This is a genomic window from Lysobacter sp. Soil_C_59, from assembly GCF_057656415.1.
The window spans coordinates 96,924-112,597 of record NZ_JBDGKK010000002.1 but is presented as its reverse complement, the minus strand read 5'-3'; the positions used below and the strand labels follow the sequence as shown (position 1 = coordinate 112,597).

The following is a 15,674-nucleotide window of genomic DNA, read 5'->3' as shown; positions in this document are numbered from 1 at the left end:
GTAGAACGATGTCGCAGGCCATCACAGCCAATCAGGAAGGCACCGCCGGCGAAGCCGGCCAGGTCGACACGGCCGTCGCCCAGGGTGGCGCCTACGAGGTGCTCAGCCGCCGCCTCGCCGAACAGGGCGAACGCCTGAGGCAGACCGCCGACGGACTCAACCGCCGTCGCCTGCAGGAGTTCGGCGACAGCGCGCTGGAAGTGATCGGCCGCCTGCGCATCCGCACCGAGAACAATTGCATCGGCCGCGACATCGTGCCGGTCGGCGACCAGCTGCTGTTCGGTTACAACGTCTTCATCGGCCTCAAGACCACGACCCGGGTCGAGGACGTGTTTGGGCTGTACCGGCTGGTCGAGGGCGCGGACGGCTTCGATGTCGTCGCGGTCGAGCACGCCAGCAGCTTCCTCGGCGATGCCGCGTTCGTGCGCGACTTCAACGAGCTCTACGCCTATTACAAGAATGCGCGCCTGCTGCAGCTGGACGTGGCAGGCAGCAAGCTGCTGGCCTCCTTCCAGATCGGCGAGCGCAGCACCGACGTGCGCGTGTTCCGCTGGGCGATCTCCAACCAGGGCGAGCTGACCTACATCGACGCGCGTGGCGAGCGCGACCTGGTGCTGCCGCCGCCGTTCGACTTCGAGTGGACCCGCGCCACGCGCGAACACACGGTCAACGGCCGCTTCGTCCACCTCAACATCCTCGACACCCTCTTCGTCGAGACCACCGGCGGCAACCTCACGCTGAAGGTCGAGAACAACACCGAGACCGGGCAGGGCATCTATTCCGAGCCGGTCGACGACAAGACCCAGTCGCTCGACGACGCCACGTTCGATTTCGCACGGGTCGGCTCGCTGATCCTGCTCAAGGTGCTGCCGTACCGAGAGACCGCCTGGCGCGGCCTGGTCTACAACACCCTCACCGGCAAGGTGATCCGCAACGACGCCATCGTCCAGGCCTGCGTACAGCTGCCCGAGGACCACGGCATCATCTTCCCGGGCGGCTACTACCTGCAGAGCGGCGAGCACAAGTCGTTCGACGCCAGCATGGACGGCATGCAGTTCCAGCGCGCCATCCGTTCGCCCAACGGCGAAGACGTGATGTACGCGTTCTACGAGCACGAACAGGGCCGCTCGGCGCTGTTCGTCTACAACATGATCCAGCGCAAGCTGCAGAACCCGCTGTTCGGCCACGGCCATGCCGTGCTGCCGGATGGCAGGATGGTGCTGTTCAACGCCGAGGGCGACGGTGCCACCCGCATCCACCCGATGCAGGTTTGGCGCACGCCGTTCTTCAGCGAGGAGTTCGCCGCGCAACGACCGCCCGGCACCAGCTTCATGGGCCGCATCGGCAATGCCGAGCTCGTCCGCGGCATCTCCAGCCTGTTCCACCTGGGCCGCGAAATCGAAAGCCAGGAAGTGTCGGTGCAGCGCTACCAGCTGCTGACCCACAACGCCCGACGGCTGTTCGACGCCCACCACTGGCTCGACGACGGCAACTGCGACGGCGTGGCCGGCCTGCTGCGCGAGATCACCGCCACCGGCGAATCGGTGCTCGGCGAGTTCGAGAAGGTCGAGAGCATCCGTCGCCAGTCCGATGCGGCGATGGCCAAGGCGCGCGCTGAGCACAAAACGTTGCTCGCGCGGCTGTTGCCCGAGAACTGGACGCAGGTGCAGGAGTTCGTCGATGCACTCGGCGAAATAGGCCGCCTGCGCGGTCACCTGCTGACCATCCGCGAGAATCGCTACATCGACACCGTCGCCATCGACGCGATGGGCGTGGAGCTGCAGGCCGCGCACGAGCGCATCGGTGCCGCGACCGGCAGCTTCCTCGGCAGCGACAAGTCGCTGCAGCCTTATGCGGCTCGCGTGGCCGAGCTCGATGCGGCCGCGCAGAAGTCCGCCACCGCGCGAGAGCTGGCGACGCAGTTGCAGGCGCTGCAGGCGATCTCCGCCGACCTGGACATGCTGTCGGAGCTGATGGCGGGCCTGAAGGTCGACGACGCCAGCCAGCGCACGCGCGTCGTCGAGTCGATCTCGACCATCTACGCGCGCCTCAACCAGGCCCGCGCGCGCGCAGAGCAGCGCCGCAAGACGCTCGGCTCGGCCGAGGCGGTGGCCCAGTTCGGCGCGCAGTTCACCCTGTTCGGCCAGTCGATCACCAGCGCCCTTGGCCTGGCCGGCGACCCGGAGAAGGCCGACGAGCAGCTATCGCGCCTGATGGTCCAGCTCGAGGAACTGGAGAGCCAGTTCGGCGAGCACGAGCAGTTCCTCGGCGACATCCTCGCCAAGCGCGAGGAACTTCTGGAAACCTTCGAGGCGCACAAGCAGGCGCTGCTCGACGACCGCCAGCGCAAAGCGCAATCGGTGCTCGATGCGGCCAACCGCATCCTCGATGGCCTGGGCAGGCGCGCGGAGAAGTTCACCAGCGCCGACCAGCTCAATGCCTTCTTCGCCGGCGATCCGCTGATCCTCAAGATTCGCGAACTGGCTGACCGCCTGCGCGGCTACAAGGACAGCGTCAAGGCCGACGACGTCGAAGCGCGCCTGAAGGCCGCGCGCGACCAGGCCGTGCGCGCGCTGCGCGACCGCAGCGACCTGTTCGAGGAGGGCGGCAATATCATCAAGCTCGGCCGCCACCGCTTCAGCGTCAACAGCCAGCCGCTCGACCTGACCCTGTTGCCGCGCGGCGACGAACTCGCGCTGCACCTGACGGGTACCGACTTCATCGAGCCGTTGCGCAGCGACGAGCTGAACTCGTTCCGCGAGTTCTGGAACACCGGCCTGGAGTCGGAGTCGACCGCGCTGTACCGCGGCGAGTACCTCGCCGGACAGGTGCTCGAGGCCGCCGACGCCGGTCGCGAAGGCCTGTCGCTCGAATCGCTCCAGCGCCAGCCTGGCGACATCGACGCGCTCACGCGGACCGTGCGCGACTTCGCCGCACCGCGCTACCGCGATGGTTACGAGCGTGGCATCCACGACCACGATGCTGCGCTGATCCTGCGGATGATGCTCGGCCAGCGCGCCGCCGCCGGCACGCTGGTGCATGCGCCGCTGCCGCGCGCGCTGGCGGCGATGTTCTGGGCTGCGCGCGGCAAGGACGCAGCCCCGGGCGAGTGGCCGCAGCGCATTGCCAGCGCCCAGGCAATCGCCGCCATGTTCGGCACCCGCACCGGGCTGGATGCGCTGCAGGCGGAGATCGCCGGCGAGATCGCCGCGTACGTCCAGCAGACGGCGCTGGCGATCGACGCCGCGCGCGTGCCCGAAGCCGCCGGTTACCTGATGGACGAACTGGCCGGCGCCGACGCCGGGCTGGTGCTGTCACGCCATGGCCGCGAGTTGCTGGTGGCGTTGGAAGGCCGCATCAAGGCGGCCGGCACGCAGGACGCCTTCAAGCGTTCGATGGCCCAGCTCAAGGACCGTCCGGCCGTGCGCTGGCTGCACGCGATGCATTGGCTGGAAGGCCTGTGCACCGATCCCGCCTTCGCGCCGCTGGCCGGCTATGCCGCCGAAGCCGCGGCGTTCCTCGCCACCGAAGGTCAGCTGAAACGACGCGACAGCGATGCCGTGCTGCACGCGACGGTCGAGGGCCTGCTCGGCGAGCACGCCCGCATTGCCGGTGGCCGCATGACGCTGGCCATCGACGACCTGATGGCGCGCCTGCGCGGACACCATCGCGACGTGCTGCCGCGTTTCCGCCGCTACCAGGCGCTGCGCCAGGAGATCGTGGGGCGCGAACGCGAGGCGCTGCGGCTGGGCGAGTTCCAGCCGCGCCCGCTGACCTCGTTCGTGCGCAACCGGCTCATCAACGACGTCTACCTGCCCGTCATCGGCGACAACCTTGCCAAGCAGATGGGCACCGTCGGCGAGAACAAGCGCAGCGACCTGATGGGCCTGCTGATGATGATCTCGCCGCCGGGCTACGGTAAGACGACGTTGATGGAGTACGTCGCCCACCGCCTCGGCCTGATCTTCATGAAGGTCAACGGCCCGGCGCTCGGCCACGAGGTGCGCAGCATCGACCCGGCGCAGGCACCGGACGCGACCTCGCGCCAGGAACTCGAAAAGCTCAACCTCGCGCTGGAGATGGGCAACAACGTGATGCTGTATGTCGACGACATCCAGCACACGCATCCGGAGTTCCTGCAGAAGTTCATCTCGCTGTGCGACGGCACGCGCCGCATCGAGGGCGTGTGGAAGGGCCAGGCCAAGACCTACGACCTGCGTGGCAAGAAGTTCTGCGTGGTGATGGCCGGCAACCCGTACACGGAGTCCGGCGAGGTGTTCAAGATCCCGGACATGCTGGCCAACCGTGCCGACATCTACAACCTCGGCGACGTCCTGGGCGGCATGGAGGACTCGTTCACGCTGAGCTACATCGAGAACAGCCTGACCTCCAACCCGGTGCTGGCACCGCTGGCGACGCGCGAGATGGCCGATCTTTACCTGCTGGCCGACAAGGCGCGCGGCAAGGAGGTCTCGCTCAATGGCCTGTCGCACGCCTACAGCGGCGCCGAGGTCAACGAGATCGTCGGCACGTTGCAGCGGCTGATGCAGGTCCGCGACGTGGTGTATCGCGTCAACCAGCAGTACATCGCCAGCGCGGCACAGGCCGACAAGTACCGCACCGAGCCGCCGTTCAAGCTGCAGGGCAGCTATCGCAACATGAACAAGCTGGCCGAGAAGATCTCACCGGTGATGAACGAAGCCGAGCTGCAGCAGCTCATTGGCGACCACTACCTCGGCGAAGCGCAGTTGCTGACCACCGGTGCGGAGGAGAACCTGCTGCGCCTGGCGGAGCTGCGCGGTGGTATGAGCGCCGACGACAGCGCACGTTGGGCGCAGATCAAGCGCGACTTCCTGCGCAACAAGGCGATGGGGTCCGACGACGCCGACGTCGGTGGCCGCGTGGTCGCGCAGCTGGCCGACATTGCCGGTGGCCTGCAGGAGATGGGGCAGGCGATGGAGCACGCAACGTCCAGCGCGGTCGCGGCGCCGCCGGTGCCGGCAGCCGAGCCGGCACCATGGCACGAAGTGCTCGCATTGCTGCAGCGCGTGGCCGAGCAGCGCCGGGAACCGGCTGTCCAGCCGCAGCCGACGTCGCGGCCCGACGCACTGCCGTCGGCGATGCACGCGGCGATCGCGCCGTTGCTGGAGGCGATCCGCGCCAGCCACGACCAGCAGGAGAAGATCAACGCCGCGGTGCTGCACCTCGCGAATGCTTTCCGCGAGGACATCGTGACGCGCACGAAGCCGGCCACGGCCGGTCGCAGGCAGCATCGGCCGACGCCGATCGAGAAGCCGCTCGACGAAGCGCTGCAGAACCTTGGCGACAACGGCAAGGACATCTGGCCGCCGCGATGACGTCACTCCGGGCCGACAGTGATGCGAGCCAGGGTGCTTCCAGCCCGGGCGTGCGCGAGACCGCCGATGGCGGCCTTGGCGCCGCGCTCGTCGCCCAGGCGGACCTCGACGCGATCACCGCATTGATCCAGGGCCTGCCGACCGTGCCATTGCTGGAGCAGCTCGATGCCGCCGTGGCGGCACTGGACAGCTCCGATCCGATTCGGGCACGGCGGCGCGTCGGCTGGTTCGGGCGCCTGATGGGTCGCGACATCGTCGCCCAGGCGCAGGTCGATCCGGTCGAGCAGCGGGTGCGGGTCGCGTTGTTGTCCGCACAGTCGCTTGCGGACGAGCTGTCTGCACAGCTGGTGAAACTGCAGGCCGCGGCCGACGGCCTGCAGCGCCAGCTAGGACTGCTGGATGCGACCGTCAGCGATACCCGTGCTTCCGGGCCCACAGATGACGTGTCGGCGCGCCGGCTGGTTCATCTGGACCTGATCGCTGCCTCGTGGACGGCAACGCTCGCGCACGTCGCGATGGTCCGCGGCCACGCCCGCCGCCTGATGGAGCGCCACGAGCAGGTGCGCGACGTACTCGTGCCGCTCTGGCGGCAGCACGCGGCGGCCAATGCGGCCGGTAGGCAGCTGCGCTCCGACACACGGCCCGATCGTTTCAGCCAGTTGCAGCGCGAGCTGCGCATCGGGCTGGCATCACTGCACGACTCCACACACGTTCTCCCGCCGCCGCAAACCAAAGCCAACGCCTCACCCAAGGAGCCTTTGCCATGAACACGTCCGCCACGGATGTCGTGACCTCCGAGACCATGCCCGACGAGGCCACGCTGCTGGCCATGGGCCTGACATCGGCCGACCATGGTCGCATCGCCGAGATCGGCAAGTCGTTGCAGAACGTCGAGCCGGCCGATTTGCAGGGCTTCGGTCGCGAGGCCGCGACGCGGACTACGCAGTTCTCCAGCCAGTTGCTCGACCAGGTCCGCAACCGCGACCTCGACGCGACCGGCAGCAAGCTCGGCGAAGTGGTGCGCATCGCCCGCACGCTGAACCTGCAGAAGCTCGGCCGGCGCTCGAAGCTGCCCTTCGTCGGCCCTCTTATCGATCGCCTGCGATCGTCCAAGGGCGAGCTGGTGCAGAAGTTCAGCAACACCAACCAGCAGATCGAACAACTGATGGGCGATGTCTCGCGCCAGCAGGACGACCTTGCCGCGCGTGTCCGCGACTTCGACCGCATGCACGAGATCGTCCGCGAAGAGCGCCATGAACTCGCCCTGCACGTGGCCGCAGGAAAGCTGCGACTGGCCGAACTCGAACGGGAGCGTCGTGGCCTGGAGGGAGCCGAGGATCCGCAGTCGCGCACCCGACGCGCCGAACTCGACACCGCCACCCGCCTGCTCGACAAGCGCGTCGGCGACCTAGGCCTGCTGCAGCACTCGGCCGACCAGACGTTGCCGATGATCCGCATCATCCAGGCCAACGCCATCCAGCTGATCGAGAAGTTCACCGCGGTCCGCGACATCACCATCCCGGCCTGGAAGCGCAGCTTCGCCATCCAGCTGTCGCTGCAGGAACAGAAGGGCGCGGTCGAGCTGGCCACCGCCATCGACGACGCCACCAACGAGATGCTGCGCAGCAACGCCGACCTGCTGCACCAGAACTCGGTGGCGACGGCCAAGGCCAACCAGCGTGGCGTGATCGACGTGGAGACGCTGCAGTTCGTCCATGACCGCCTGATCCAGACCGTCGAGGACGTGCGCGCGATTCATCGCGAAGGCATCGAGAAGCGTCGTCAGGCCGAAGTCGAACTGGCGCGGATGCGCGACGACGTGCAAAAGCGCCTTGCCGCTCCGACCGTCGAAGTGCGCTGACCGGGGCCGACATGGATTTCACCCAGCTCGACCGGACCCTGCGTGACTACGCGACGGACCTCAACCTGGACAACGAGGAGCGCTTCGAACTGCGCGAGCTGGGCGCGCGGATCGACGCCGAGCGCATCCGCTACCTGCGCAACCGCGCCTTCGACATGGCCCGCGAGATGATGCAGGCCGATCCGGCGAAGGTGCTCGACGCGCTGCGCTGGCTCGAACAGGTGGTCAAGACGCTGGACCTGTCCTTCGTCACCGCGGCGGCCGGTACCACCGCATTCTTCACCCCGGGCGACAGCTGCCTGCGCAAGCTGCGCGAGCTGTGCCGGGGCAGCAAGCGCGCGATCGACGTCTGCGTCTACACCATTGCCGACGACCGCCTCACCGACGAACTGCTCGCTGCCCACCGTCGCGGCGTCAAGGTGCGGATCATCAGCGACAACGACAAGCGCTTCGACACCGGCAGCGACGTGCCACAGCTGGCCGCTGCCGGCATCGAGGTGCGCATCGACGACACACCGTTCCACATGCACCACAAGTTCGCGTTGTTCGACGGTGAGCAGCTGGCCAACGGCAGTTTCAACTGGACGCGAAGCGCGAGCTCGTCGAACCAGGAGAACCTGGTGGTGAGTTGCGACGGTTACCTGGTGCGCTGCTTCGGCGGCCAGTTCGATGAGCTCTGGGGCCGCTTCGGGCCGTTGTAGGAGCCAGCCACCCGCCAGTTCGCCTCTGGCTTTTTTTGTGCCGGAGCGGCGGCGAGGCCGTTCTCCGCGGGCTGGGGCGACATGACTACGCACGGTGACGCCGCGTTCACCGTCGTTGCGTTACCACTTCGGCCCTGCTCGCGCCCGTGGGCGCGCCGCCGCCGGCCACCAGGGAAGCTTTTGTCGGCCGGTGTCCACGCATAAAGGAGCGTGGCCATGTTGGATCCGTCCAGGCACGATCTGGCGGGCACTTGTCGCAAGGCTCGCCTGCGTCGACTTCCCCTTGCCCTTGGCATCGCCTCGGCGCTGCTGTCACCTGTCCGTGCGCAGACCTGCCCGACACCGGTGGCCGTCGACGGCACCACGTGCGTCGTCGCCACCGGCACTACCATCACCGTCGCCACGGCGAACGGGGCCGGCGTAAGTGCCAGCGGCCCCACGGGGCAGGTAACCGCCGACGAGGTCAACGTGCGTCTGGGCGCGGCGGGGACGACGGCGATCTTCTCGCAACTGGGCGCCGATATCTTCTTTCGCCGCAGCGCGACAACCACGACGTCCATTGGTGCCGCCGCAAACGGCCAGTTCGGCCTGCGCGCAACCGGCGGTGGCGGCTTCATCGAGTCCGCGAGCTCGGACATATCGCTGGCCCCGGCATCGGGCACGACCAACAACCTGCGCGGTGTCAGTGCGGAAGGCGGTAGCGTCATCGCATTGGGCGACACCCGCGTGACCGTGCGTGGCGGCGCCAACGGCACCGGCAACTACGGCGTGCAGGCGCTCGGACCGGGTAGCCTGGTCTCGATTTCCGGAGGCGCCATCGACACGTCGTCGCGCGGCGCCTTCGCCGTGCTGGCGCAGGACGGTGGCAAGGTCGACCTCAGCCATGGTACGCAGGTCACCTCTGCAGGCGCGCAGGTCGTCGCGTCCAGTACCGGCAGCCATGCGCTGGTGTCGATCGGCAGCGGCAGCCAGGTCAATGGCATCCTCATTACCGCCAGCACCTCGGGAACGCTCGCCAATGCCGCCAGGGCAGAGGCCGGTGGCACCCTCGGCCTGATCAGTAGCCAGCTGTCCAGCACAGGCGCAGGCAGCGCGCTTGTATCGTCGGCCGGCATCCGCGTGCTTTCCGGCGGTTCCTTGAACATGAGCGGCGCCGGCAGCGCGGTGACCGCCACCGGCCTGTGGGGCAACGGCCTGCAGATCGAGGACGCCGGATCGACTGCGACCGTGTCCGACACCGCCATCCGTGTGGAAGCCGGGCGCGCCATGGGCGTATTGATCAGGAACGGCGGCGTTGCGCAGATCAGCACCAGCAGCGTCGTCAATGCCGGCGTCACCGCTGGGCCGTGGGCCCCAGGGGTCCAAGTCGAAGGCGCCGGGTCCCGTCTGGTGATGACCGGCAGCCAGGTCAGCACCGTGCAGCAGACGTCATTCGGCATCCGCGCCCTGGCCGGTGCCGATATCGACGTGTCGAACACTTCGATCACTACTTCCGGCGCCTACTCCGCGGCGCTGCACGGAGGCAGTTCGACGATCACCGGCACCGACCTCACCATCGTCACCACCGGCGACAACAACGCGATGGGGGCCCTGTCGGACGGCAACAACGTGTTGACACTGATCCGCGGCACCATCGATACCAGCGGCAATTCGGTGGCACAGGCGGCCTACGCGCATGCGATGGGCGCCCGCAATCCCGGTGGCGTGCTCAATGCCGACGGCACGATTGCCCACACCCGCGGTTTCATCGCCATGGGCGCCTGGGCCGACGACGGCGGCGTCACCAACATCGCCAACGTGCGCATCACCACCGAGGGCGAACGCGGCATCGGTGCATTCGCCATCGTCGAACAGCAAGGCGATCAGTTCGTCGCGAGCCTGACTGGCAACACTTCGACCATCGAGACTCTCGGCGTCAACGCCCACGGCGCCGCGGCACAGGCGCGCAACGACCTGCCTGGCCCCACCGCCACCGTCACGATCAGCGACTCGGCCATCACCACCCACGGCACAAGCGCGCAAGGCCTGCGAGCGGTGCTGGCCAACTACGGTTCGCCGCCAACCGGGCGCGGTCAGGCGGTCGTCGTCGCCAATCGCAGCACGGTCGTCACCGGAGGCGATTCGGCGCATGGCGCGCTGTCGAAGGACGCGCCTACGTCGGTGACGATCAACCAGACGTCGATTCGCACCAGCGGTGCGGCTGCACATGGCGCGGTCTCGGCGATCGGCGGAAGCATCATTGGTAACGGCGCGGACGTCGCAGCCTCGGGCGCCTTGTCGATGTCGCTGTTCGTCCTGGGCGAACCCGGTGCAGTCTCGAACGCAGACTTCACCGGCAGCACGCTGGCCAACGCCAGCGGGCCGAACGTTGGTGTCGCCGGCAACGGCGTCATCGCGCTCACCGACTCCACCGTTGCCGGATCGGACCAATGGCTGCGCGTGGGCACCATCGACGACTTTCCCCCGCCTGTTACTTCGAACCCTCCGGAGCTGGGCCCGGGCGAGTTCCCAGACGATGAAGGCAACCCGCCCGGCGTCGTCCAGCCGCCGCTGACAGCGCCGCCATTCGCCGTCACGCCCGGGCTCGCAGACATCACGGCGACACGTTCGACGATGACCGGGTCCGCGTCTACCGCCGCCGGCAGCGTCTCCAACCTCACCCTGGTCGACGCGACGTGGAACCTGACCGGCAGTTCCAACCTCACCAACCTGGTCAACGATCCGAGCCTGATCGACTTTTCCGCGCCAGTCGGCGGCGCGTTCAAGACGTTGACGGTGGTCAACTACAGTGGCGACGGGACCATCGCACTCAATACCGTGCTCGGCGACGACAGTTCGCCGTCGGACCTGCTCGTCGTCGACGGCGGCAGTGCATCCGGTGCCAGCCACCTGCAGATCAAGCAGGCCGGCGGTGCCGGCGCAGTAACCGTCGCCAATGGCATCCTCGTCGTGGATGCGATCAACGGCGCGACGACAACGCCGACTGCCTTCGCGCTGGCGGCCCCCGTCTTCGCCGGGCCGTATGAATACACACTGCAGCGGAGCAGCCGCGATGCCAGCGGGCCGCAGGACTGGTTCCTGCGTTCGACGATCGACTGCTCCGGGGCGAATGCACCATCGCCGCCGTGCCCGGCGCCGCCTCCGCCTCCTCCTCCGCCACCGCCACCGCCGCCTCCGCCTCCCCCTACTCCTCCGGATCCGCCGCCGGTTCCGCCTCCGGTTCCGCCGTCGCCCGACCCCGGCCCGCCCATTCCAAACGTCCGGGCCGAGGTGTCCCTGTACGCCGCGCTTGCACCGACCGCACTGAACTACGGCCGCGCGCTGCTCGATACGCTGCACGAGCGTGTCGGCGAGCAGGAGTTGCTATGGGCGCGCAGCGACCTCGACGAGGACCGCAGCATGGTCGATGGCATGTGGGGCCGGTTGATATACGTCAACGGCGATCGCGATGGCGCCGACAACGGCATTCTTGGCCGTGGCCCGAGCTACGACTTCGTCACCGGCGCAGTGCAGATCGGCTACGACCTGTACCGCCATGAGGAACCCGACGAACACCGCGACCACGCCGGTCTCTACGGCGCGGTGGGCTATGCCGAAACCGAGGTCGAGCATTTCGACGGTCGCCGCGCCGGTGACGAGCGCATCGACGGCTACACGCTGGGCGGTTACTGGACGCGGTATGGACGCAAGCAGTGGTATGTCGACTCTGTGTTGCAGGCGACCTGGTACGAAGCGTCGGCCAATCCGCAGCGCGGACGCATCTTCAAGCGCATGCGCACCGACGGATTGGGGCTGGCAGCGTCGATCGAGGGTGGCTACCCATTCCGCAGCAAGCACGACTGGGTACTCGAGCCGCAGGGGCAGCTGATCTACCAGTGGATCGATCTGGACGACGCCTCCGATCTGGCGGCGGACGTCAGCTTCGACGATGTCGATTCGCTGGTTGGCCGGCTGAGTGCGAGGCTCTCGCGCGACTGGTCGCACGACGAAACGAGCGCGCCGTTGTTCAGCACCGGCTGGGGCCGGGTGAGCGTGTGGCACGAGTTCCGTGGCGACCCGATCACGAGCTTCTCGTCACAGGCCGGATTCGTCCCGTTCCACGCCGACCTCGGCGGCAGCTGGTGGGAAGTCGAACTTGGCTTGACCCGCGAGATCGACCGCAACGTCTTCTTCTACGGCAATGCAGGTTATGCGCAGGGCTTCGATGACGATCGACACTCCTGGGAGGGCAAGTTCGGGCTGCGCGCGAACTGGTAGGCCGTGCGCGGCGCCGCTTACGGCATCGCCTGCCTGCGGTAGGCGACGATGATCACCAGGTCGTCCTTGCCGCGCTGTGCCAGGGCGTGCGTGCTGCCATTGCGGGTGAGGATCGCGTCGCCGGGCCCGACCTCGCGGCGCTTGCCGTCGAGCAGCAGTTCGCCGCGGCCGGACAGGACGTAGTAGATCTCGTCCTTGTCGTTGCGGTGCTCGCCGATCGTCGCGCCCGGGTGCAGGGCGCGCTGGCGAAAGACCAGGTCGAAGTCGGCGGCGTCGGCAAAGAACGGATAGGCCGTCGTGGTGCCCTCGCCCTCGTGCGGGCCAGGCTGTTGCACCGCGATGTCGCGCGCCTGCTCGACGTAGGAATCACGCCGTGGCTCGCCGGCAGCAGTGGTGCCGCAGGCGAGCGTGACGACGAGGATCACCATGCTGAAGATGTGTGCTCGCATCGTCGCCTCCAGTGATCGCGTGGGTTAGCGCGCCAGCCAGCCGCCATCGACGGGGATGATCGCGCCGTTGACGTAGTCCGAAGCACGCGAGGCCAGGAATACCGCCGCGCCACCCAGGTCCGACGGTTCGCCCCAGCGCCCGGCCGGGATTCGGCCGAGGATCTGCGCATTGCGGTCCTCGTCGGCACGCAGCTGCGCGGTGTTGTTGGTGACCATGTAGCCCGGCGCGATCGCGTTGACGTTCAGGCCCTTGCTTGCCCACTCGTTGGCCAACAGCCGGGTGATGCCGGCGATGCCGCTCTTGCTGGCCGCATACGACGGCACGCGGATGCCGCCCTGGAACGACAGCATCGAGGCGATGTTGATGATCTTGCCGCTGCCCTGGCCGATCATGCGCCGGCCCGCCGCCTGGGCGAGGAAAAACGCCGACTTGAGGTTGACGTTCATCACGTCGTCCCAATCCTGCTCGCTGAAATCGACCGCATCGGCGCGGCGGATCATGCCGGCGTTGTTGACCAGGATGTCGAGGCCGCCGAGCCCGTCGATGGTCTCGCCGACGATGCGGTCGACCGGCTCCAGGCTCGACAGGTTGGCTTCGATCGCGATGAAGCGGCGGCCAAGTGCACGCACCTTCTCACCGGTTTCGGTCGGCGCCGAGGTGCCGGCCGCGGCGATGTCGGCGCCGGCCTGCGCCAGCGCCAGCGCGATGCCCTGGCCCAGGCCGGTGTTGGCGCCGGTGACGATGGCGACCTTGCCCTGCAGGTTGAAGATGTCCGTGCCCATGCGTCCCCTTACTTCAGCTGGCAGATGTCGAGCTGGTTCATGTCGGTGTAGTCGAGGTTCTCGCCACCCATCGCCCAGATGAAGCAATAGTTCTTCGTGCCCGAGCCCATGTGGATCGACCACGGCGGCGACACCACGGCCTCGTCGTTGGCGATGACGATGTGGCGCATGTCCGCCGGCTCGCCCATGAAGTGCATGACGCGCTCGCTGCCCAGGTCGAAGTAGAAATAGACCTCAGAGCGACGGTCGTGCAGGTGCGGCGGCATGGTGTTCCAGACGCTGCCGGTCTTGAGGATGGTCAGGCCGAGCAGCAGTTGGCACGACTTGACCGTCGCGGGAACGATGTACTGGTAGATCGTGCGTTCGTTGGAGGTCTCCAGCGAACCGCGCTCGAGCGGAACCGCCTGCGAGATCGAGATGTGCTTGGCCTCGTAGCGCGTGTGCGCCGGCGTCGAGGCAAGGTAGAACCTGGCCGGGTTGGCGGCATCGTTCGATGCGAACTCGACCTTGTCGCTGCCCATCGGCACGTACAGGCCGTCCTTGGGTTCGAGCGTGTAGGCGGTGCCGTCGACGGTGACCGTGCCGGTGCCGCCACCGACGTTGACCACGCCCAGCTCGCGACGCTGCAGGAACGGCTGGCCGGCGGCCGAGGCAGGCTCGGTCTGCGCGGGCAGGGCGACCGGCGCGGTGGTCGGGGCGGCGCCGCCGATCACGAAGCGCTCGTTGTGCGAGTAGTTCAGGACGACCTGGCCGGCGACGAACAGGTCCTGGATCAGGTAGCGCTCGCGCAGCTGGTCGTTGCTGGCCCCGTCCATCATGTCGGGGTGGGTGGCGTGGTAGGTCTTGCGGAACATCGGGCCTCCGAAACGTACTTTTGCCGGGTGCCAACGAGGCGCGCGGCGGGATGATGGGACGATGATAACGGGGTTTTGGTAACCGGTGTCAAAAGGGGTGGAGCGGGAATCAGGAGCGGGAGTGATGAGGCGGGAATGGGGAACTTGGGCGTGAAGGAGGTGCGGCGGATTCGCTTTGCTGGGAGGCTCGAGGGACACCGATCAGTGGCTGGGAGTGGCAGCCCGCGTCAAGCGCAAGTTCCCCATTCCCGCCTCATCACTCCCGCCCCCCCATTCCCGCTTCTGCTTCTAGCCCTTCGGCCGCTGGCTCGAATCGCGCACGACCAGCTGCGGCGTCACCGTGCGCGGCACCGCCGGTGCGGCGGACTCGCTGGCCAGCAGCATCTGCGCGGCCTGGCGGCCGAGGTCGCGGATCGGCGAGTGGATCGTCGTCAGGGCCGGCCACAGCTGCGAGGCCAGCGGGCTGTCGTCGTAGCCGACCACCGACAGATCGCCGGGGATCGACAGGCCGCGACGCATCGCCGCCTTGTACACGCCGGCGGCCATTTCGTCGTTGCAGGCGAAGATTGCGGTCGGCCGCGGCGACTTGGCCAGCAGGTACTCGGCGCCGGCGACGCCGGATTCAAAGGTGTAACCGCCTTCGAACATGTAGTCCGGCGACAGCTCGATGCCGCGCTCGGCCAGGCCGGCGAGGAATCCGCCGCCGCGCTCAATGGTGGAACGGTAACGGCGCGGGCCGGTGATCAGGCCGAGCGTGCGATGGCCGAGCGATTCCAGGTAATTGGCCGCTTCGGTGCCGGCGCGGCGGTCGTGGGTGACCACCATGTTGCTGGCCTGGTCGAGCGGGATCGAGGCGATGCGCACGTAGCGCACGCCGATCTCGCGCAATGCTGTCGCCAGCTGCTCGTCCTCGGACACGCGCGGGATCAGGATCACGCCATGCAGCTTCTGCTGCTGGGCGAAACGGCGCACACCGTCGATGTAGTCCTCTTTCGAGCTGTCGCACGGGTGCACGACCAGTTCGTAGCCGGAGTCGCGCAACGCATCCAGCGCGCCGTACTGCATGTTGACGATGAACTGCGCGGTCGGGTTGTCGTAGACCAGGCCGATCAGGAACGAGCGCCGGAACGCCAGGCCGCGCGCCTGCGGGTCGGGCGAGTAGCCCAGCTGCTTCATCAGCGCCAGGACCTTCTCGCGGGTCTCCGGATGGACCAGCGGGGAGTCGTTGATCACCCGCGACACGGTCTTCTTCGACACGCCGGTGAGGCGGGCGATGTCGTTGATGGTTGCCTTGCCCGCCAGCGTCACCGGATCCGATGGCGCCGCCGTGGCGGTGGCCGAGGTGGTGCGGACGCGGCGGCGGGGGCGGGAAGAGGTGTCGGTCATGGGCAGCCCGTGGGTTGGCCCATTCT

At 67.8% G+C, this 15,674-nt stretch carries 9 protein-coding genes; 5 read left to right on the top strand and 4 right to left on the bottom strand.

The annotated features are described in order from the left end of the window. Positions 1 to 8: 8 nt before the first annotated feature. The 5 genes from AC3A3Q_RS04020 (at position 9) to AC3A3Q_RS04000 (ending at position 12,176) form a co-directional block, all read left to right on the top strand. Positions 9 to 5,357 (top strand): DNA repair ATPase, encoded by a 5,349-nt coding sequence (locus tag AC3A3Q_RS04020; protein WP_487585007.1) that lies wholly within the window; start codon positions 9 to 11, stop codon positions 5,355 to 5,357. Then, positions 5,354 to 6,124: a hypothetical protein gene (locus tag AC3A3Q_RS04015; protein ID WP_487585006.1), complete on the top strand. Its 771-nt coding sequence runs from the start codon at positions 5,354 to 5,356 to the stop codon at positions 6,122 to 6,124. The genes AC3A3Q_RS04020 and AC3A3Q_RS04015 overlap by 4 nt, the downstream gene beginning before the upstream one ends. Next, the gene (locus AC3A3Q_RS04010; RefSeq protein WP_487585005.1) at positions 6,121 to 7,218 is read left to right on the top strand and encodes a toxic anion resistance protein; all 1,098 of its coding nucleotides are present in this window, start codon (positions 6,121 to 6,123) and stop codon (positions 7,216 to 7,218) included. The genes AC3A3Q_RS04015 and AC3A3Q_RS04010 overlap by 4 nt, the downstream gene beginning before the upstream one ends. Before the next feature lie 11 nt (positions 7,219 to 7,229). Then, positions 7,230 to 7,919: a phospholipase D-like domain-containing protein gene (locus tag AC3A3Q_RS04005; protein ID WP_487585004.1), complete on the top strand. Its 690-nt coding sequence runs from the start codon at positions 7,230 to 7,232 to the stop codon at positions 7,917 to 7,919. Between the two features lie 216 nt (positions 7,920 to 8,135). Continuing rightward, entirely contained in the window at positions 8,136 to 12,176 is a 4,041-nt protein-coding gene (locus tag AC3A3Q_RS04000; RefSeq protein WP_487585003.1) for an autotransporter outer membrane beta-barrel domain-containing protein, read from the top strand. 17 nt (positions 12,177 to 12,193) lie between these two features. Here AC3A3Q_RS04000 and AC3A3Q_RS03995 read toward each other — a convergent pair whose 3' ends face one another. The 4 genes from AC3A3Q_RS03995 to AC3A3Q_RS03980 all read right to left on the bottom strand — a co-directional run bounded on the left by AC3A3Q_RS03995 (position 12,194) and on the right by AC3A3Q_RS03980 (position 15,648). After that, positions 12,194 to 12,625: a cupin domain-containing protein gene (locus tag AC3A3Q_RS03995; protein WP_487585002.1), complete on the bottom strand. Its 432-nt coding sequence runs from the start codon at positions 12,623 to 12,625 to the stop codon at positions 12,194 to 12,196. Positions 12,626 to 12,649: 24 nt separating this feature from the next. Next, the gene (kduD, locus tag AC3A3Q_RS03990; protein WP_487585001.1) at positions 12,650 to 13,408 is read right to left on the bottom strand and encodes a 2-dehydro-3-deoxy-D-gluconate 5-dehydrogenase KduD; all 759 of its coding nucleotides are present in this window, start codon (positions 13,406 to 13,408) and stop codon (positions 12,650 to 12,652) included. Positions 13,409 to 13,416: 8 nt separating this feature from the next. Next, entirely contained in the window at positions 13,417 to 14,262 is an 846-nt protein-coding gene (gene kduI, locus AC3A3Q_RS03985; RefSeq protein WP_487585000.1) for a 5-dehydro-4-deoxy-D-glucuronate isomerase, read from the bottom strand. Positions 14,263 to 14,550: 288 nt separating this feature from the next. Then, the gene (locus tag AC3A3Q_RS03980) at positions 14,551 to 15,648 is read right to left on the bottom strand and encodes a LacI family DNA-binding transcriptional regulator (protein ID WP_487584999.1); all 1,098 of its coding nucleotides are present in this window, start codon (positions 15,646 to 15,648) and stop codon (positions 14,551 to 14,553) included. Positions 15,649 to 15,674: the final 26 nt, after the last annotated feature.